We start from the raw sequence: 17,342 nt of genomic DNA on the forward strand, positions 1-17,342 counted from the left end.
TGATCGTGGCGATCAACAAGGACCCGGAGGCGCCGATCTTCAGCGTGGCCGACTATGGGCTGGAGGCGGACCTGTTTGCGGCCGTGCCGGAACTGGTCAAGGCGCTTTAAAGCCTGTCCGCCCGCACAAAGGCATCGCTTGCGATGCCTTTTTTTTGACATTGCATCCTCTCGGAGAACCCCATGAGCTACACCGCCCCCGTCAAGGACATGCTGTTCAACATGCAGCACCTGGCCCATATTGAACAGATCGCGCAGATCCCCGGCTTCGAGGACGCCGGCCTGGACACCGCCGCTGCCGTGCTGGAAGAGTGCGCCAGGTTCACCGAGGGCGTGCTGGCTCCGCTCAACTTCGAGGGCGACAAGAACCCTTCGTCCTGGAAGGACGGCGTGGTCACCGCCACGCCCGGCTTCAAGGACGCGTTTCGCCAGTTCACCGAAGGCGGCTGGCAGGGCCTGCAGCACCCGCAAGACTTCGGCGGCCAGGGCCTGCCCAAGACCATTGGCGCGGCCTGCACGGAAATGCTCAACAGTGCCAACATGAGCTTCGCGCTGTGCCCGCTGCTGACCGATGGCGCCATCGAGGCGCTGCTGACCGCCGGCAGCGACGAGCTCAAGGCCATCTACCTCGAAAAGCTCATCTCCGGCCAGTGGACCGGCACCATGAACCTGACCGAGCCGCAGGCCGGCTCCGACCTGGCGCTCGTGCGCACCAGGGCCGAGCCGCAGCCCGACGGCACGTACAAGGTTTTCGGCACCAAGATCTTCATCACCTGGGGCGAGCACGACATGGCCGAGAACATCGTCCACCTCGTGCTGGCCCGCGTGGCGGGGGCGCCCGAGGGCGTCAAGGGCATCAGCCTGTTTGTGGTGCCCAAATTCCTCGTCAACCAGGATGGCAGCCTGGGCGCGCGCAACGATGCGCATTGCGTGAGCATCGAGCACAAGCTGGGCATCAAGGCCAGCCCCACGGCCGTGCTGCAGTTTGGCGACGGCACGGCGGCGCAAGATGTGAACGGCACCGGACCCGGCGCCGTGGGCTACCTGGTGGGCCAGGAGAACCGTGGCCTGGAATACATGTTCATCATGATGAACGCCGCGCGCTACGGCGTGGGCATCCAGGGCATCGCGGTGGCCGAGCGCGCCTACCAGAAGGCCGTGCAGTATGCCAAGGACCGCGTGCAGAGCCGCCCCGTGGACGGCAGCATCAACGCCAGCGCAGCCATCATCCACCACCCCGACGTGCGCCGCATGCTCATGACCATGCGCGCCACCACCGAAGGCTGCCGCGCCATGGCCACCGTGGCGGCGGCCGCCTACGATGCCGCCCACCACCACCCCGATGCCGAGGTGCGCCAGCAGAACGCCACCTTCTACGAATTCATGGTGCCGCTGGTCAAGGGCTACAGCACCGAGATGAGCCCGGAAGTCGCCAGCCTGGGCGTGCAGGTGCACGGCGGCATGGGCTTCATTGAGGAAACGGGCGCGGCGCAGTACTACCGGGACGCCAAGATCCTGACCATCTACGAGGGCACCACCGCCATCCAGGCCAACGACCTGGTGGGCCGCAAGACCGCGCGCGACGGCGGCCAGACGGCCAGGGCGATTGCCGCGCAGATCGAAAAAACCGAAGCCGAACTGCTGGCCAGCGGCACGCCCGCTGCCAAGACCGTGGCGCGCCGGCTCGCGGCGGCACGCCAGGCCTTCCTGGATGTGGTGGACTTCGTCGCCGGGGGCGCCAAGGCCAGCCCCAATGCGGTTTTTGCCGGCAGCGTGCCTTACCTCCTGCTGGCAGGCAACCTCGTGGCGGGCTGGCAGCTGGCGCGCAGCCTGCTGGTGGCCGAGGAGCTGTTGCCCAAGGGACAGGATGAAGCCTTCCTGCGCGCAAAAATCACCACGGCGCAGTTCTATGCCGAGCACATCCTGGTCAAGGCGCCGGGCCTGCGCGACAGCATTGTTGAAGGCGCCGCCAGCGTGACCGATCTGGCGCTGGACGCCTTCTGAGACTGCCGGCCCCGTGAAAGCTCCCTGCGATGCAGGGACTGTTTGCTAAAAAATGATAGCTGCTAGCACTTTTGGAATAAGCGCTAAAGGCATTTTTCATTCGTATTTTTTCGGAAAGTTGTTGCCATGTCGAAATTGCCCCCCGTGTTGCAGAACCTGTCACTGCCCGTGATCGCATCGCCGCTGTTCATCATCAGCAACCCCAAGCTGGTGATCGAGCAGTGCAAGGCCGGCGTGGTGGGTGCCATGCCTGCGCTCAACGCCCGCCCCGCCGAGCTGCTGGACGAGTGGCTGGCCGAGATCACCGAAGCCCTGGCCGCCCACAACCAGGCCCACCCCGACAAGCCTGCGGCGCCCTTTGCCATCAACCAGATCGTGCACAAGAGCAACGACCGGCTGGAGCACGACATGCAGGTCTGCGCCAAGTACAAGGTACCGATCATCATCACCAGCCTGGGCGCCCGCGAAGACGTGAACCAGGCCGTGCATGCCTGGGGCGGCATCGTGCTGCATGACATCATCAACAACAAGTTCGCGCACAAGGCGATTGAAAAGGGCGCTGACGGCCTGATCGCCGTGGCGGCCGGTGCGGGCGGCCATGCGGGGGTGAAGAGCCCGTTTGCGCTGATCCAGGAGATCCGCCAGTGGTTCGATGGCCCTGTGGCGCTGTCGGGCTCGATTGCTTCAGGCGGCGCCATCCTGGCCGCTCAGGCCATGGGCGCAGACTTTGGCTACATCGGCTCGGCCTTCATTGCCACGCACGAGGCGCGCGCTTCGGACGCTTACAAACAGGCCATCGTGGAAGGCAGCTCGGACGACATTGTCTACAGCAACCTGTTCACCGGCGTGCACGGCAACTACCTGGCGCCGTCGATCCGTGCGGCGGGCATGGACCCGGACAAACTGCCCGAATCCGACCCGAGCAAGATGAACTTTGGCGGCGATGCCAAGAAGGCGTGGAAGGATATCTGGGGCTGTGGGCAGGGCATCGGTGCGATCAATGCGGTGACCAGCACGGCGCAGCTGGTGGCCAGGTTGCGGGGGGAGTATGAAGCGGTGCGGGCGCGGTTGAAGTTGTAATTTTTGCTGTTGTTTGGCTGTGGCGCTTGTCTGTAGTGCGATGGCAGCTATTGTTTTTGTGGTTTGTACTGTGCCTTGGTTGAGGGCGGAGGCCGGGTCTCGGCCCGGCGGCCGCCTCACTTTCTTTTGCTTCGCCAAAAGAAAGTGAGCAAAGAAAAGGCGACCCACAGCCTGTGACCCCTTCGGGGCAAACCTGCGTCGGGGCGATTGCGGGGTGCGCCGTGGAACTCGCTATGCGCTGCGCGCGCCGCTCGGACAACCACGGCGAGCCAGTTGACGAAGCATGCGCGCTGCGACGCGCATGCCACCCCGCAACCGCCCCGCCGCAGGCGCAGCCAGAGGGGGGGGGAGAAAAAACATCCAAACAACCCACGGGCCATCGCTGTGCTCGGCCCCATCTCGCGGGCGCAAGCGCCACGCGCTGAACAGGCTGGGCCGAGCGCCGCGATGGCCCGAAGGGATGTTTGCTCGGGTTCCCTTCAGGATGTGCCGAGGAGCGCAGCGGCCAGCGGATCAGGGCTCGCGATTGTCTGAGCGCAGCGAGTTCGAGCGAGACCCCGCTGGACGCGAGCACCGCAGGTTGCCCGCAGCGCAGCGCAGGGACGCAGCCTGCAGGGTCGCCTTTCTTTTGGGTACGTTTGGTGCTGGAGTAGGTTGCGAAGCAACATGCGAGAGCACCGTGCGCAAAGCGCACCTTTGGCGAGGCAAAGACAACCCGTACAGCGGGTTGATTTAAAAGTACCTCGCCCGCCGGGGCGAGACCCGGCCTCAACCCTCAACCCAAGCAAGCCATCACCTGCAAAAAACAATAGCTATTAGCGTGGTAGGGATAGGGGCTGGAGGCCAATTCAATCCAGAACTTCACAACCCGTAAGTCAACTCCCGCGCCTTCCCCCAGAACACCCGGTACATGAAGATGGTGTACACAATGATCACCGGCAGCGTGATCGCCACCCCCACCCCGATCACCGCCAGCGATTCGGTGGCGCTGGCCGCCTCCCACACCGTCAGCCGTTCGATCACGATATAGGGGTAGATGCTGTAAGCCAGTCCGAAGAAGGCCAGCACGAAGATCAGCACGGTGGATGCGAACACGATCCAGCCATAGCCGGCCGCCACCACGCGCGGCGCGGCCAGTACATGGCGGATGGCGAAGAACGCCGCCACGCACGCCAGCGGAATCGGCAGCAGGGCGAACAGCTCGGGCAGCACAAACCATTTGTCGAACACCGTGCGGCTGATCAGCGGCGTGGCCAGCGAGATCCCCATGAGCGCAAAGCCCATGGGCCACAGGGCGCCCTGGCCCCAGCGGGCGGCCTTGCGCTGCAGTTCACCATCGGTCTTCATGATGAGCCAGCCCACGCCCAGCATGGCGTAGGCGGCGGGCAGGGTGAGCGCGATGCCGGTGGCAAACAGCATTCCCCACAGGTCACGCTGAAAGCCCGTGATGTAGGCGCCCAGCATCCAGCCCTGGGACAGCGTGGTGACCAGCGAGCCGGCGGCAAACACGCGGTTCCAGGTGGCCTTGTGGGCGTCGCGGGCCTTGACGCGAAAGTCGAATGCCACGCCACGCAGCACCAGGCCCAGCAGCATCACCGCCACGGGCAGGTACAGGGCCGACAGCACCATGCCGTGCGCCATCGGAAAGCAGATCAGCAGCACGCCAATGCCCAGCACCAGCCAGGTCTCGTTGGCATCCCAGAAGGGGCCGATGCTGGACACCATCACGTCCTTTTCGGCATCGGTGGCGAAGGGCAGCAACATGCCCACGCCCAGGTCGTAGCCGTCCAGAATGACGTAGGCCAGCAGCGCCAGGCCCATCACGGCCATGAAGATCAGGGGCAGGGCCGTGGCCCAGGTCAGCGTTTCCATGGGGGTTCCTTAACTGGCTTGAGCGGGTTCCGGGGGCGCCACGGCAGGCACGGGCAGGGTCGAGTGCTCGGCCATGTACTTGATCACGCCGACATAGGCCGCGAGCAGCAGCACATACACCGTGAGATAGGCCACGAGCGTGCCGGCCACCATGGCGGGTGCGTGCGGTGCCACGGCGTCTGCCGTCCTGAACAGGCCATAGACCAGGTAGGGCTGGCGGCCGATCTCGGTCACGTACCAGCCGGCCAGCGTGGCCACCCAGCCCGAGAACGCCATGCCCACCAGCGTGTACAGCAAGGGGCGGGGCAGGGTGGCAAGGTCGTGCGCGCGGCGCCGGTACAGCACCCAGGCGGCCACCCAGGCCACGGCCAGCATCAGCAGGCCCAGCCCCACCATTACGCGAAAGCCCCAGAATACGGGCGCCACGGGCGGGTGGGCGCCGGGAAATTCGTTGAGACCCTTGAGTTCGGCATCGGCGTCGTGCGCCAGGATCAGGCTGGCCCCCTTGGGGATCTGCAGGGCGTAGTCGGTGCGGCCTTCCTTCTCGTTGGGCCAGCCGAACAGCGTGAGCGGAGCGCCCTTCTCGGTGTGCCAGATGCCTTCGATGGCGGCGATCTTGGCGGGCTGGTGCTGCAGCGTGTTCAGGCCGTGCAGGTCGCCCATGAAGATCTGCAGCGGAATCACGAGGGCCACGGCCGGGATGGCGGTGCGCAGTGCCTTGCGCGTGCCTTCGGTGGCCGTGCCCTTGAGGAGCTGCCATGCACTCACCCCGGCAATCAGGAAGCCCGCGGTGAGGGCCGAGGCGAGCAGCTTGTGGCCCAGGCGGTAGGGGAACGAAGGGTTGAACACGATGGCCAGCCAGTCGACCGCATGGAACTTACCGTCGATGATTTCGTAGCCGGCGGGCGTCTGCATCCACGAGTTCAGGCTCAGGATCCAGAAGGCCGACAGCGTGGTGCCCAACGCCACCATCAGCGTGGCCACCAGGTGCACGCGGTCGGACACCCGGCCGCGGCCGAACAGCATGATGCCCAGGAAGGTGGCCTCCAGAAAGAACGCGGTCAGCACCTCGTAGCCCAGCAGCGGCCCGGCGATGTTGCCCGCGTGTTCCATGAAGCCCGGCCAGTTGGTGCCGAACTGAAAGCTCATGGTGATGCCCGAGACCACGCCCATGGCGAAGGTCAGTGCGAACACCTTGGTCCAGAAGTAGTAGGCCTGCTCCCAGCCCGCAGCGGCAGGGGTGCCGCGCGTGGCGCTGTGGCGCAGGCGAAAGAACACCAGGAACCAGCACAGCGCGATGGTGATGGTGGGAAACAGGATGTGGAAACTGATGTTGGCGGCAAATTGCAGCCGCGACAGCATGAAGGTGTCCATCGTCAAACTCCCTTGTCCTTTGTGCTGGCGGCCTTGCCGGTCAGCCGGTCCTTGAACTCAAGCACGCGGGTGACGGCCGTGCCCATGCCCATGAGCTGCATCGCCGTTTCGGGGGCGAGGCGCTGCACGTCGTCAAACCAGGTCATGAGTCGGTCGATCAGCTCGTGCATGTCGCGCATGCGCTCCTGGGCATGGCGCTCTTCGTCCGATGTGGGCGCTTCGAGCAGCGCCATGCGCAGCATCGACAACGTGGGCTCGATCTCGCGGCGGCGGCGTTCTTCGGCCAGCACGCGAAAGATCTCCCACACATCCTTGGGTGCCTCGAAGTACTCGCGCCGGTCACCGGGTTGGTGGCTGAGCTTGACCAGGCGCCAGGACTGCAGCTCCTTGAGGCCCATGCTCACGTTGGAGCGCGAAAACTCCAGGGCTTCGGCAATCTCGTCCGCATTCAGCGGGCGGGGCGACAGGAAGATGAGCGCATACATCTGGCCCACGGTGCGGTTGATGCCCCAGCGGCTGCCCATTTCGCCGAAATGGGCCACGAACTGGCGATTCAAAGGAGGTAAATGGTTGACATAGGTCATGGACACGCATTGTGCCTGTGATTTATCGAAATTTCAGTAATTACTGAAAATTCGATAAATTCGAGGGGTGCAAAAAACGAAGTGCTCGACACCCGCTGGGTGTGCTCCGGTGCGGGCTCCGGCACGCGTTTGCTAGAAGGTGGACAATAGAAAGCTTTTGGCCCCGCGCGCCGTGGCCGGCGCCCTGCCGCTGCTTCGTTTTTCTGCATGACATCTGCTCACTCCCGCACGCCGCTGATCGACATGGCCAAGGGCCTTGCCTGCGCCGTTATCGTGTGGCATCACCTCGCTTTTTATGGCCCCATGTCGGACATCGCGCAGCCGCTGGCGCCGGATTTGATCGCCTGGCTGTACGAGTACGGGCGCATGGCCGTGCAGGTGTTTCTGGTGCTGGGCGGTTATCTGGCAGCCAGCAGCCTGGCGCACCGGGGGCTGGCGCGGTTTGACAGCGCCAGCCAGCAGATCGCACGGCGCTTCGTGCGGCTGGTGGTGCCCTATGCCGTGGCGCTGGTGCTGGCCGTGGTGGTGGCGGCGCTGGTGCGCCGCTGGACGGATCACCCCTCGGTGCCCGGTGCGCCCGATCTGGCCCAGCTGGTGGCCAATGCGCTGCTGCTGCAGGACATCGTGGGCGAAGAGGCGCTGTCCGCGGGCGTATGGTACGTTGCCATCGACTTTCAGCTTTTCGTGTGTTCCGCGCTGCTGTTCGCGCTGGTGCGGGTGGTTTGCACCGGAGAGCGGGCGCGCCATACCGTCTGGGCGGGGCGTGCGCTGGTGGTGGCCGGCACGGCGGCCTCGTTGCTGCTGTTCAACCGCCAGCCGCAAATCGATATGTGGGCCCTGTATTTCCTGGGCGCCTATGGCATGGGCATGATGGCCTGCTGGGCAGTGCACGCACCGCGCGCCGGTGGGTGGATGGCGGCCATTGCCATGCTGGGTGCCGCCGCCCTGGCGCTGGATTTCCGGGAGCGCATTGCCGTGGCGTTGGTGACGGCGCTGGCGCTGGCATGGGCGCTGCGGTCAACCCGCTGGCGGCAGTGGCCGGGGCTCGCACCGGTGGTGCGGCTCGGGCAGCGGTCGTATTCGGTGTTTCTGGTGCACTTTCCGGTGTGCCTGCTGGTCAATGCGGTGGTCGGCCACCTGTGGCCGGAAACGCCCGCCTGGAATGCGCTGGGCATGCTGGCGGCCTTTGCCTTGTCGCTGATGGCGGGGTGGCAGCTGTATGAGCGTGTGGAGCGCCATGTGCCGTCCTGGAGCACGGCGCTGCGCTGGCAGGCCGGGCTGGTGGGCACCGGGATGCTGGTGGCCGTGACCACCAACCATTGGGCCTGATTGCGCGCGCCGGTCAGCGGTGCAGTTCGCCCGCGCTCTCGGGCTGGTACACGATGCTTTTCACCCGCACGGTCATGGCCTTGCCGCCAGGGCCGGGCCAGGCCAGTTCATCACCCACCGACAGGCCCAGCAAGGCACTGCCCACGGGGGCGAAGATCGAGATGCGGTCGGCGCTGCCGTCCATGTCGCGTGGGTACACCAGCGTCAGGCAGAACTCCTTGCCGGTTTCCTGCATCGTGAACTGCACCGTGGAGTTCATGGTCACCACATTCGGCGGGATTTCCTCGGGCGCCAGCACATCGGCGCGGTCCAGCTCTGCCTGCAGATCGGCCTTGCCCGGGAAGACGCTGGCCGGAATCGCCGCCAGCAATGCCTCAATGCGGTCCAGGTCCAGGGATGACAGGATGATCTGGGGTTTGCGCGCCATGCCGTACCTCGAAAGCTAGTTGTAAAGGCCGGGACTGTAGTGGATCGCGAATCTCGCACTGCATCGCGTGGTCAAAGCGGGTGCGGTTTCTTGCACGGAAAAACCTGAAGGCTGTATATTCATACAGCCATGCAAAGTGAAATCCACCCCGATGATCTGCCCGGCGGCTTGCCGCCAGAAGCGCGCATTTCCATCCACGCCATTCGCGGTCGGGGTGCCGCCACGTTCATGCCCCACCGGTTCATGCACGATACCCGGGCGGCAGTGGATGATGGCTGGGATTTGCCGCCGGAGGATGCGGAGCAGGCCGCGCCGCCACCCACCCGCGTGCACCTGCAAACCGCACGCAGCGCGCTGTGCGCCAACGATTCCCCCGACATCTTTTTTGACCACTCGGTCAACCCTTACCGGGGCTGCGAGCATGGCTGTGTCTATTGCTATGCCCGGCCCACGCACAGTTATCTGAACCTGTCGCCAGGGCTCGATTTCGAGACGCAGATCATTGCCAAACACAACATTGCCGCGGTGTTGCGCTCCGAGCTTTCGCGCCCTGGCCATGTGCCGCGCCTGCTGAATATCGGCTCGGCCACCGATTGCTACCAGCCGGTGGAGCGCGAACTGCGGCTCACGCGCGGTGTGATCGAGGTGCTGCGCGATGCGCGGCATCCGTTTTCGCTCCTCACCAAGAGCAGTGGGGTCGAGCGCGACCTCGACCTGCTGGTGCCGCTGGCGGCGCAGCGCCTGGCGGCGGTGTATGTGACCATCACCACGCTGGATGCGCAGCTGGCCCGGCGCATGGAGCCGCGCGCGGCCGCGCCGCACCGGCGCCTGCGCACCATCCGCGCCCTGGCCGAGGCCGGCGTGCCTGTGGGGGTGAGCGTGGCGCCGCAGATTCCCTTCATCACCGAAGACATGGAGCAGGTGCTGGAGGCCGCGTGCGATGCGGGTGCGCGCAGCGCCTTCTACACCGTGCTGCGCCTGCCCTGGGAGCTGGATGCGCTGTTTCGCGAATGGCTGGCGTTGCATTACCCGCAGCGCGCCGCCCGCGTGATGGCCCGCGTGCAAGATCTGCACAACCTCGGCAACGCCCAGCGCGGCGCAGGCAAAACCTACGACAGCGACTACACCACCCGCATGAAGGGCAGCGGCCTGTGGGCTGACCTGCTGCGCCAGCGCTTTACCGGCGCCTGTCGCAGGCTGGGGCTGAGCCGCGAGCGCGTGGAACTGGACCTGGGCCAGTTCCGCCCGGGGCTGGCGCGGGGGCAGGGCAGCCTGTTCTGAGCCGGCTGCACGGCTGTGGCGCCGGGAGGGTGAAGGCTGGTGCGAACTATCCTTGCCACAGCCGCTGCACCACCTGCGTGTACAGCGGGATGCCCAGCACGATGTTGAGCGGAAACGTCACTCCCAGCGACAGGCTTACATACAGCGAGGGTTCTGCCTCGGGGATGGCAAAGCGCACCACCGCGGGCACGGCGATGTACGACGCGCTGGCCGCCAGTACCGCCAGCAGCACGGCGTCGCCCATGGGCACCTGCAGCAGCCAGGCCAGCGCAACTGCCAGGCTGGCATGCAGCAGCGGCCCCAACACCGCATAGGCCAGCAGCCAGGGCGATTGCCGGCGCACGGCGGGCAGGTTGCGCGCGGTAGAGAGCCCCATGTCCAGCAAGAACAGGCACAGCATGCCCTTGAACAGGTCGCCCGAGAAGGGCTGCATGGCTGCCTTGCCCGCATCGCCCGTCACCAGGCCAATCACCATGGCACCCAGCAGCAGCAATTGCGTGCCATCGGTAAACGATTCGTGCAGGATCTTGCCTATCGCCAGGCGCGGTCCCGGTGGGGCCGTTGCTGTGCCACCGTTGCCCATGGCCCCCGCGCCCAGGGTTGCCCCACCCATCGATGCCATCGCCACCACGGGCTGCACGCGGCTGATGGGGACTGCGGCAGTTGCCGGCGCCGCCTGACGCTGCCGCAGTGCATTGGCCAGCATCACTGCCAGGATGATGGCGGGTGACTCCATCAGTGCCATGGCGGCTGCCATGTAGCCGCCGTAGGGCACCGATTGCGACTCCAGGTACTGCGTGGCCGTCACAAACGTCACCGCGCTCACCGATCCATAGGTGGCCGCCACGGCCGCTGCGTTGAAGCCCGACAGCACGCGCCGCAGCACCACATAGCCCGCCAGCGGAACCACCACGGCCAGCAGCACCGCCAGCCCCAGGCTGCTGGCCACGCTGGACGTAAAGCCCGATGCCGCCAGCGCAAAACCGCCCTTCAGGCCCAGCGCCATCAGCAGGTAGATCGACAAGAATTTCGAGATGGCCGCAGGCATCTCCAGGTTGGAGCGGACCAGGCCCGCAAACACCCCCAGGGCAAAAAATAGGACCGCAGGGTCCAGCAAGCTTTGCATCGTTCAACTCCTTTGGTCGGAATGCTATGCAGTCCGGAGTGCAAAGTAAAATCGATTCGAATGCAGTCATCCATAGATAAAAATCAATGAATATCACGTTTCGTCAGTTGCGGCTTTTTCTGGCGCTGGCCGAAACCGGCAGTGTCAGCGCCGCCGCCAGGCGCATGCACGTCACGCAGCCCACGGCATCGATGCAGCTGCGCGAGGTGACGCAGGCCGTGGGCATGCCGCTGTACGAAGTGGTCTCGCGCCGGGTTCACCTTACCGAGGCCGGGCAGGTCCTGGCCCGCACGGCGCGGGCCATTGCCGGCGAGTGGGATGCGTTCGAGCAGCGCGTGGCGGGCGCCAAGGGGCTGACCAGCGGGCGCCTGAAGGTCGCCGTGGTGAGCACCGCCAAATACTTCATCCCCCGCCTGCTGGGCAGTTTCTGCAAGCTGCACCCGCAGATCGACATTTCGCTTGAAATCCTCAACCGCGACCACGTCATCACGCGCCTGCGCAGCAACCTGGACGATCTCTACGTCATGTCCATGCCGCCGGCGGACCTGCCGCTGGAGGACCAGATCCTGATGCCCAACCCGCTGGTGGTCATTGCCGCCGCCACCCACCCGCTGGCGCTCAGAAAGCGCGTCACGCTGGCGCAGCTGCAGGGAGAGCGTTTCATCCTGCGCGAAAAAGGCTCGGGCACCCGCATGGCCACCGATGCGCACCTGCGCCAGCGGGGTTTTACCCCGACCGCTGTGCTGGAGCTGGGCAGCAACGAGGCCATCAAGGAATCCGTCGAGGGGCAACTGGGCGTTTCCATCCTCTCCCGCCATGCGCTCGGTGCGCACCACGCGGGTCTGGCGGTTCTCCCGGTGCAGGGCTTTCCCATCCGGTCGCAGTGGCACCTGGTCTGGCCCCGGGGCAAGCAGCTGTCACCGATTGCCCAGGTGTTTCAGGGGCACTTGCTGAGCGAGGCGATAGGGTGGCAGGGGGCACGGTGAGACCGCGCGTTGTCAGCCCGCCGGGCGGCAGCCGGCAAACATGTCCAGCGCGGGGTTGTAGGCGCTGGTCTTCACGTCCATCAGGCCCAGCACCGAATGGAAGTAGTGGTCATGGCTGATGCGCCGCTCGGTCAGGTCCTTTTGCAGGCAGCCCGTGGTCAGATGGGTGCGTGACTGCATGGCGGGCGAGAGCCAGGTGATCCAGGGCACATGCTTTTGCACATCGGGCGCGATAGCATAGGGCAGGCCATGCAGGTAGATGTTGTTCTCGCCCAGAGATTCTCCATGGTCTGCGACGTACATCATCGCTGTTTGCGCTTGCTGGGATTGGGTTGAAAGCCAATGGAGCACGGAATCGAGGAACTGGTCGGTCTGCACGATGCTGTTGTCGTAGGCATTCACCACCTGCTCCTGCGTGCATTCCTGCAGGGCGGTGGCGGTGCATTCGGGCTGGAACTTCTTCAGGGCCTGGGCCGAGCGCTTGTAGTAGGCCGGGCCGTGGCTCCCCATCTCATGCATCACCAGCACGGTGCCGCGGTTGCGCTGCTCGGCGGGCAGTTCGGCCAGGCGCTTGTCCAGGTCCTTGAGCATGATGGGGTCGAGGCATTCCCCATCGGGGCACAGGGCCGGGTCTGGCAGGGCCGTGGTGTGCACCTGGCCGACGCGATCGCACACGCCCTTGCAGCCGGCCTGGTTGTCCAGCCAGAGCACGGCCAGACCTGCGTGGTGCAGCACATCGATCAGGCTTTCGTAATTGGCCTTGCGTGACTCGAAGCCGCTGCGCCCCAGGTGCGAGAACATGCAGGGCACCGAGGCCGCCGTGCTGGTGCCGCACGACCATGCATTGCGCGCCGTGACCAGGTCGCTGCGGGCCGACAGCAGTGGCGTGGTGGGGCGGTGGTAGCCGTTGAGCCCGAAGTTCACGCTGCGGCCGGTTTCTCCCAGCACCAGCACCAGCAGGGGCGGCTTTTGCTGGCCTGCATAGCTGGCGCCCAGCCGGGCGTCGCGACCCAGCGGCATCAGCGTGCTGGTGTCCAGTCGCAGTGGCTTGCTGGCAATATCGCCCAGGGCGTATACGCTGTTGAGCGGGTTGATCAGGTAGCGCAGCCGGGTGTGGTTGCGCATGGTGGAGGCGAAGTCCTGGAACACCAGCAGCAGGCAGACCACGATGACCACGATAGCCCCCACCAGCAGCGCGCCGTTGTGGGCCATGTGGCGAAAGGCATGCATGCGGCGCACCGGCCGGCGGTAGAGCCACAGCAGGGGCGGTGCCGTGAGGGCCAGAACGGTCGCCAGCATGCGCCAGTTGAGCAGGTCGCCGGCCTCTTTCACATCGGTCTGCATCACATTGACCAGCATGCTTGCATCGATGGCAATGCCGTAGGCAAGCATGAAATAGGCGCCGAAGGCGGCCATGAGCAGCATCACGGTGATGGCGGGCTTGAGTGTCCAGCGCCAGGCCAGCAGGCTGAGCAATGCGGCGTTGCCCGCCGCAACAATCACGGCAAAAGCCAGCGCAAAGCCCCAGCCGCGCAGCGTGCCCTGGCCGGGCAGTGCCGCCACTTCGCGCCACAGCGGCACATTGCAGGCGGTGGCCAGCCAGGCACTGGCCAGCACCACGACCCCGGCGGGGTGGATGTCGCGGGATGCGTGAGGGGGATGGGCAACGGCGTGACGGCCGAATGCGAAGCGCTGCATGCGCTGCAATAACAATGGCATGCCCCATTGTTGGCAGCGCTGCTTAAGTGAACATTAATGCCCGGAACGCGTTTGCTTTCTCAGGCCAGCGCGGTGGCGTGGTGCCGCAGGTGGTCGGCCAGAAAGGTCTGGACGAAATAGTAGCCATGGTCGTAACCCGCGTGCTTGCGCAGCGTGAGCGGCTGGCCGACTTGTGCGCAGGCCTCCTCGAACCGATGCGGATGCAGCTGCGTGGCCAGAAACTGGTCGGCCAGACCCTGGTCGATCAGGATGCCCTGGGGATAGGGCACGCTGCCTTGCCGGCCCATCAGCACGCTCGCGTCATGGGCGCCCCAGGTGCTTTCATCCTGGCCCAGATACCCGGTGAAGGCGTTGTGCCCCCAGGGGCACTGGGTGGGTGCGCAAATGGGTGCAAAGGCCGAGACGCTGCGGAACACACCGGGGTGCCGCAAGGCGAGCGTGAGGGCGCCGTGGCCCCCCATCGAATGCCCGAACAGGCCCAGGCGCTGGTTGTCGAGGGCAAACTGCGCCGCCACATCGGGCAGCAATTCCTTGACGAGGTAGCTTTCCATGCACCAGTGGCCGGCCCAGGGCATCTCGGTGGCGTCCAGATAGAAGCCGGCGCCCACGCCGAACTCCCAATGGTTGCTTTCTCCCAGGATGCCCGCACCGCGCGGGCTGGTGTCGGGGGTGAGGAGGGCCAGCCCCAGCTCGGCCGCCAGGCGCTGTGCGCCGGCCTTGATCGCAAAGGTTTCCTCGTTGCATGTCAGGCCCGCCAGGTAGGTCAGCAGGGGCCGTTTCTGCCCGGCCAGCGCCTGCGGGGGCAGGTACAGGCCAAAGCGCATCGGCAAGCCGATTTCGGAGGAGTTGTGCTTGTAATAGCGCTGCACGCCACCAAAGCAGGCGTGTTCGCTGGTCAGTTCAAGGGCAGTGAAGGTCATGGATATCAAATTGGAAGCCGCAAGTGCCTAGAGACAAAGCGTTAGCGGCTGATTTCATCAATAAATGACCACGCCGCGGATGGATTCGCCGCGCTTCATCAGGTCGAAGCCCTTGTTGATGTCTTCCAGCGGCATGGTGTGGGTTATCAGGTCGTCGATGTTGATCTTGCCCTCCATGTACCAGTCGACGATCTTCGGCACATCGGTGCGGCCGCGTGCGCCGCCGAAGGCCGAGCCTTCCCACTTGCGGCCGGTGACCAGCTGGAAGGGGCGGGTGCTGATCTCGGCGCCGGCCTCGGCCACGCCGATGATGATGCTGCGGCCCCAGCCCTTGTGCGTGCATTCGAGCGCCTGGCGCATCACGGTGGTGTTGCCAATGCACTCGAAACTGTAGTCGGCGCCGCCGTCGGTGAGCTGCACGATGGCATCCACCACGTTCTCCACCTCCTTGGGGTTGATGAAGTGCGTCATGCCGAACTTGCGCGCCATCTCCTGGCGGGCCGGGTTGATGTCCACGCCGATGATCTTGTCGGCACCCACCATCTTCGCGCCCTGGATCACGTTCAGGCCGATGCCGCCGAGGCCAAACACCACCACGTTGGCGCCGGCTTCGACCTTGGCGGTGAAGATCACGGCGCCTATGCCGGTGGTGACGCCGCAGCCGATGTAGCAGACCTTGTCGAAAGGTGCGTCTTCCCGGATCTTGGCCAGCGAGATCTCGGGCGCCACCGTGTAGTTGCTGAAGGTGCTGGTGCCCATGTAGTGGAAGAGGGGCTTGCCGTCCATGCTGAAGCGGCTGGTGGCGTCGGGCATCAGGCCCTTGCCCTGCGTGCCGCGGATCAGCTGGCACAGGTTGGTCTTGCGCGACAGGCAGAACTTGCACTGGCGGCATTCGGGGGTGTAGAGCGGGATGACATGGTCGCCCTTCTGGAGCGTGGTCACGCCTGGCCCCACGTCCACCACGATGCCCGCACCTTCGTGGCCCAGGATGGCGGGGAAGATGCCTTCGGGGTCGGCGCCCGAGAGCGTGTAGTAGTCGGTGTGGCAGATGCCGGTGGCCTTGATCTCCACCAGCACTTCGCCGAATTTCGGTCCTTCGAGGTCCACGGTTTCAATGGTCAGGGGCTGGCCTGCTTGCCAGGCGACGGCGGCTTTGGTTTTCATGGGGGTTCCTCAGATGACGGTGTCGCAGCACTATACGGGCCACCGACGGTGGTGACCACCGGCACAAAAAAGCCCGCCGGAGCGCGGCGGGCTTTGGGGTTGCCGGGGCGCGCGGGGCGCCGCCGATCAACGGGCTGTCAGGGGCGGAACATCACGGCGCACCGAGCCGGTGAACAGCTGGCGTGGGCGGCCGATCTTGTACTCGGGGTCGCTGATCATTTCGTTGAGCTGGGCAATCCAGCCAACGGTGCGGGCCAGTGCGAAGATGCCGGTGAACAGGTTCACCGGAATGCCCATGGCGCGCTGCACGATGCCGGAGTAGAAGTCCACGTTGGGGTACAGCTTGCGCGAGACGAAGTAGTCGTCTTCCAGGGCGATCTTTTCTAGTTCCTTGGCCAGCTTGAACAGCGGATCGTTCTCCAGGCCCAGCTCTTTGAGCACTTCGTTGCAGGTTTCCTGCATGAGCTTGGCACGGGGGTCGTAGTTCTTGTAGACGCGGTGGCCAAAACCCATCAGCTTCACGCCGGAGTTCTTGTCCTTGACCTTCTCCATGAACTCGCCCACCTTGGACACGCCGCCCTGGCGCTGGATGTCTTCCAGCATGTTCAGGCAGGCTTCGTTGGCGCCACCGTGGGCAGGGCCCCACAGGCAGGCCACACCGGCCGAGATGGCAGCAAACGGGTTGGTGCCCGACGAGCCGCACAGGCGCACCGTGGAGGTGGAGGCGTTCTGTTCGTGGTCGGCGTGCAGGATGAAGATGCGGTCCAGGGCGCGTTCGAGCACCGGGTTGACCTTGTAGTCCTCGCAGGGCGTGCCGAACATCATGCGCAGGAAGTTGCCGGAGTACGACAGGTCATTGCGCGGGTACATGTAGGGCTGGCCGACGCCGTACTTGTAAGCCATGGCAACCAGCGTGGGCATCTTGGCGATCAGGCGGATCGCGGCGATGTCGCGGTGTTGCGGGTTGTTGATGTCGGTGCTGTCATGGTAGAAGGCCGACATGGCGCCCACCAGGCCCGTGAGCACCGCCATGGGGTGCGCGTCGCGGCGGAAACCGCGCAGGAAGAACTGCATCTGCTCGTTGACCATGGTGTGGTCGAGCACCAGCTTGTGAAAGTCGGCGCGCTGGGTGGCGTTGGGCAGATCACCCTTGAGCAGCAGGTAGCAGGTGTCCAGGTAGTCGCACTGCGTGGCCAGCTGTTCGATAGGGTAGCCGCGGTACAGCAGTTCGCCCTTGTCGCCGTCGATGTAGGTGATGGCAGACTGGCACGATGCCGTCGACAGGAAACCGGGATCGTAGGTGAACATGCCGGTCTGTGCGTACAGCTTGCGGATGTCGATCACGTCCGGGCCGATGCTGCCCTGGTAGACCGGCATTTCCACGCTGGGACTACCGTTGCTGAACGACAGGGTGGCTTTGTTGTCTGCTAGCTTCATTGTTACTTTCCTTTGGGTTTCCGATGATCCGATCCGGGGC

The 17,342-nt window shown here is 65.1% G+C and carries 14 protein-coding genes and 1 pseudogene; 6 read left to right on the forward strand and 9 right to left on the reverse strand.

Features of this window, described 5'->3' with window-relative positions; translation table 11 throughout:
• The 3 genes and pseudogenes from AC1Q5S_RS11500 to AC1Q5S_RS11510 all read left to right on the forward strand — a co-directional run.
• A pseudogene (locus AC1Q5S_RS11500) lies at positions 1–110 on the forward strand (electron transfer flavoprotein subunit alpha/FixB family protein); the annotation flags it as partial.
• A 72-nt stretch (positions 111–182) separates the two neighbouring features.
• Complete coding sequence (locus AC1Q5S_RS11505; RefSeq protein WP_422202782.1) at positions 183–2,003, forward strand: acyl-CoA dehydrogenase; 1,821 nt, start codon at positions 183–185, stop codon at positions 2,001–2,003.
• Positions 2,004–2,129: 126 nt separating this feature from the next.
• Entirely contained in the window at positions 2,130–3,083 is a 954-nt protein-coding gene (locus AC1Q5S_RS11510; RefSeq protein WP_303838428.1) for an NAD(P)H-dependent flavin oxidoreductase, read from the forward strand.
• An 861-nt stretch (positions 3,084–3,944) separates the two neighbouring features.
• On the opposite strand, the gene AC1Q5S_RS11515 is transcribed toward AC1Q5S_RS11510, so the two are convergent.
• Genes AC1Q5S_RS11515 through AC1Q5S_RS11525 form a run of 3 tightly spaced genes read right to left on the reverse strand, consistent with a single transcriptional unit; the run spans position 3,945 to position 6,913 of the window.
• Positions 3,945–4,955, reverse strand: a complete 1,011-nt coding sequence (locus AC1Q5S_RS11515) for a cytochrome d ubiquinol oxidase subunit II (protein WP_422203753.1) — start codon at positions 4,953–4,955, stop codon at positions 3,945–3,947.
• Positions 4,956–4,964: 9 nt separating this feature from the next.
• Entirely contained in the window at positions 4,965–6,329 is a 1,365-nt protein-coding gene (locus AC1Q5S_RS11520; RefSeq protein WP_303834808.1) for a cytochrome ubiquinol oxidase subunit I, read from the reverse strand.
• A 2-nt stretch (positions 6,330–6,331) separates the two neighbouring features.
• The gene (locus tag AC1Q5S_RS11525) at positions 6,332–6,913 is read right to left on the reverse strand and encodes a GbsR/MarR family transcriptional regulator (RefSeq protein WP_303834810.1); all 582 of its coding nucleotides are present in this window, start codon (positions 6,911–6,913) and stop codon (positions 6,332–6,334) included.
• A 207-nt stretch (positions 6,914–7,120) separates the two neighbouring features.
• On the opposite strand from AC1Q5S_RS11525, the gene AC1Q5S_RS11530 reads away from it, so the two are divergent.
• Positions 7,121–8,242, forward strand: coding sequence for an acyltransferase family protein (locus AC1Q5S_RS11530; protein WP_303834812.1), 1,122 nt, complete (start codon positions 7,121–7,123; stop codon positions 8,240–8,242).
• 13 nt (positions 8,243–8,255) lie between these two features.
• Here AC1Q5S_RS11530 and rnk read toward each other — a convergent pair whose 3' ends face one another.
• Positions 8,256–8,669, reverse strand: a complete 414-nt coding sequence (gene rnk / locus AC1Q5S_RS11535) for a nucleoside diphosphate kinase regulator (RefSeq protein WP_303834814.1) — start codon at positions 8,667–8,669, stop codon at positions 8,256–8,258.
• 129 nt (positions 8,670–8,798) lie between these two features.
• Here rnk and AC1Q5S_RS11540 point away from each other — a divergent pair, with 129 nt between their 5' ends.
• The gene (locus AC1Q5S_RS11540) at positions 8,799–9,950 is read left to right on the forward strand and encodes a PA0069 family radical SAM protein (RefSeq protein ID WP_422203749.1); all 1,152 of its coding nucleotides are present in this window, start codon (positions 8,799–8,801) and stop codon (positions 9,948–9,950) included.
• 46 nt (positions 9,951–9,996) lie between these two features.
• On the opposite strand, the gene AC1Q5S_RS11545 is transcribed toward AC1Q5S_RS11540, so the two are convergent.
• A complete protein-coding gene (locus tag AC1Q5S_RS11545; RefSeq protein WP_422203747.1) occupies positions 9,997–11,076 on the reverse strand; it encodes a sodium-dependent bicarbonate transport family permease in 1,080 nt (359 codons plus the stop codon).
• Between the two features lie 86 nt (positions 11,077–11,162).
• On the opposite strand from AC1Q5S_RS11545, the gene AC1Q5S_RS11550 reads away from it, so the two are divergent.
• Positions 11,163–12,062: a LysR family transcriptional regulator gene (locus tag AC1Q5S_RS11550; RefSeq protein WP_303834820.1), complete on the forward strand. Its 900-nt coding sequence runs from the start codon at positions 11,163–11,165 to the stop codon at positions 12,060–12,062.
• A gap of 12 nt (positions 12,063–12,074) precedes the next feature.
• Here AC1Q5S_RS11550 and AC1Q5S_RS11555 read toward each other — a convergent pair whose 3' ends face one another.
• From AC1Q5S_RS11555 to gltA, 4 genes are all read right to left on the reverse strand, one after another.
• Positions 12,075–13,781 carry a phosphoethanolamine transferase gene (locus AC1Q5S_RS11555; protein WP_422203745.1) on the reverse strand — a complete coding sequence of 569 codons (1,707 nt, stop codon included), beginning with the start codon at positions 13,779–13,781 and terminating at the stop codon, positions 12,075–12,077.
• A gap of 59 nt (positions 13,782–13,840) precedes the next feature.
• Positions 13,841–14,701 carry an S-formylglutathione hydrolase gene (gene fghA, locus AC1Q5S_RS11560; protein WP_303834824.1) on the reverse strand — a complete coding sequence of 287 codons (861 nt, stop codon included), beginning with the start codon at positions 14,699–14,701 and terminating at the stop codon, positions 13,841–13,843.
• A gap of 57 nt (positions 14,702–14,758) precedes the next feature.
• Positions 14,759–15,865, reverse strand: a complete 1,107-nt coding sequence (locus AC1Q5S_RS11565; RefSeq protein WP_303834826.1) for an S-(hydroxymethyl)glutathione dehydrogenase/class III alcohol dehydrogenase — start codon at positions 15,863–15,865, stop codon at positions 14,759–14,761.
• Positions 15,866–15,991: 126 nt separating this feature from the next.
• Positions 15,992–17,302 (reverse strand): citrate synthase, encoded by a 1,311-nt coding sequence (gltA, locus tag AC1Q5S_RS11570; RefSeq protein WP_092700712.1) that lies wholly within the window; start codon positions 17,300–17,302, stop codon positions 15,992–15,994.
• Positions 17,303–17,342: the final 40 nt, after the last annotated feature.

This window comes from Acidovorax sp. GW835-FHT14B10 (assembly GCF_058793725.1).

Coding starts and splice junctions, on each gene's coding strand:
- fghA (WP_303834824.1), bottom strand. CDS start 14,701: ATGACCTTCACTGCCCTTGAACTGACCAGCGAACACGCCTGCTTTGGT.
- gltA (WP_092700712.1), bottom strand. CDS start 17,302: ATGAAGCTAGCAGACAACAAAGCCACCCTGTCGTTCAGCAACGGTAGT.
- AC1Q5S_RS11510 (WP_303838428.1), top strand. CDS start 2,130: ATGTCGAAATTGCCCCCCGTGTTGCAGAACCTGTCACTGCCCGTGATC.
- AC1Q5S_RS11555 (WP_422203745.1), bottom strand. CDS start 13,781: ATGCCATTGTTATTGCAGCGCATGCAGCGCTTCGCATTCGGCCGTCAC.
- AC1Q5S_RS11515 (WP_422203753.1), bottom strand. CDS start 4,955: ATGGAAACGCTGACCTGGGCCACGGCCCTGCCCCTGATCTTCATGGCC.
- rnk (WP_303834814.1), bottom strand. CDS start 8,669: ATGGCGCGCAAACCCCAGATCATCCTGTCATCCCTGGACCTGGACCGC.
- AC1Q5S_RS11540 (WP_422203749.1), top strand. CDS start 8,799: ATGCAAAGTGAAATCCACCCCGATGATCTGCCCGGCGGCTTGCCGCCA.
- AC1Q5S_RS11530 (WP_303834812.1), top strand. CDS start 7,121: ATGACATCTGCTCACTCCCGCACGCCGCTGATCGACATGGCCAAGGGC.
- AC1Q5S_RS11520 (WP_303834808.1), bottom strand. CDS start 6,329: ATGGACACCTTCATGCTGTCGCGGCTGCAATTTGCCGCCAACATCAGT.
- AC1Q5S_RS11525 (WP_303834810.1), bottom strand. CDS start 6,913: ATGACCTATGTCAACCATTTACCTCCTTTGAATCGCCAGTTCGTGGCC.
- AC1Q5S_RS11565 (WP_303834826.1), bottom strand. CDS start 15,865: ATGAAAACCAAAGCCGCCGTCGCCTGGCAAGCAGGCCAGCCCCTGACC.
- AC1Q5S_RS11545 (WP_422203747.1), bottom strand. CDS start 11,076: ATGCAAAGCTTGCTGGACCCTGCGGTCCTATTTTTTGCCCTGGGGGTG.
- AC1Q5S_RS11505 (WP_422202782.1), top strand. CDS start 183: ATGAGCTACACCGCCCCCGTCAAGGACATGCTGTTCAACATGCAGCAC.
- AC1Q5S_RS11550 (WP_303834820.1), top strand. CDS start 11,163: ATGAATATCACGTTTCGTCAGTTGCGGCTTTTTCTGGCGCTGGCCGAA.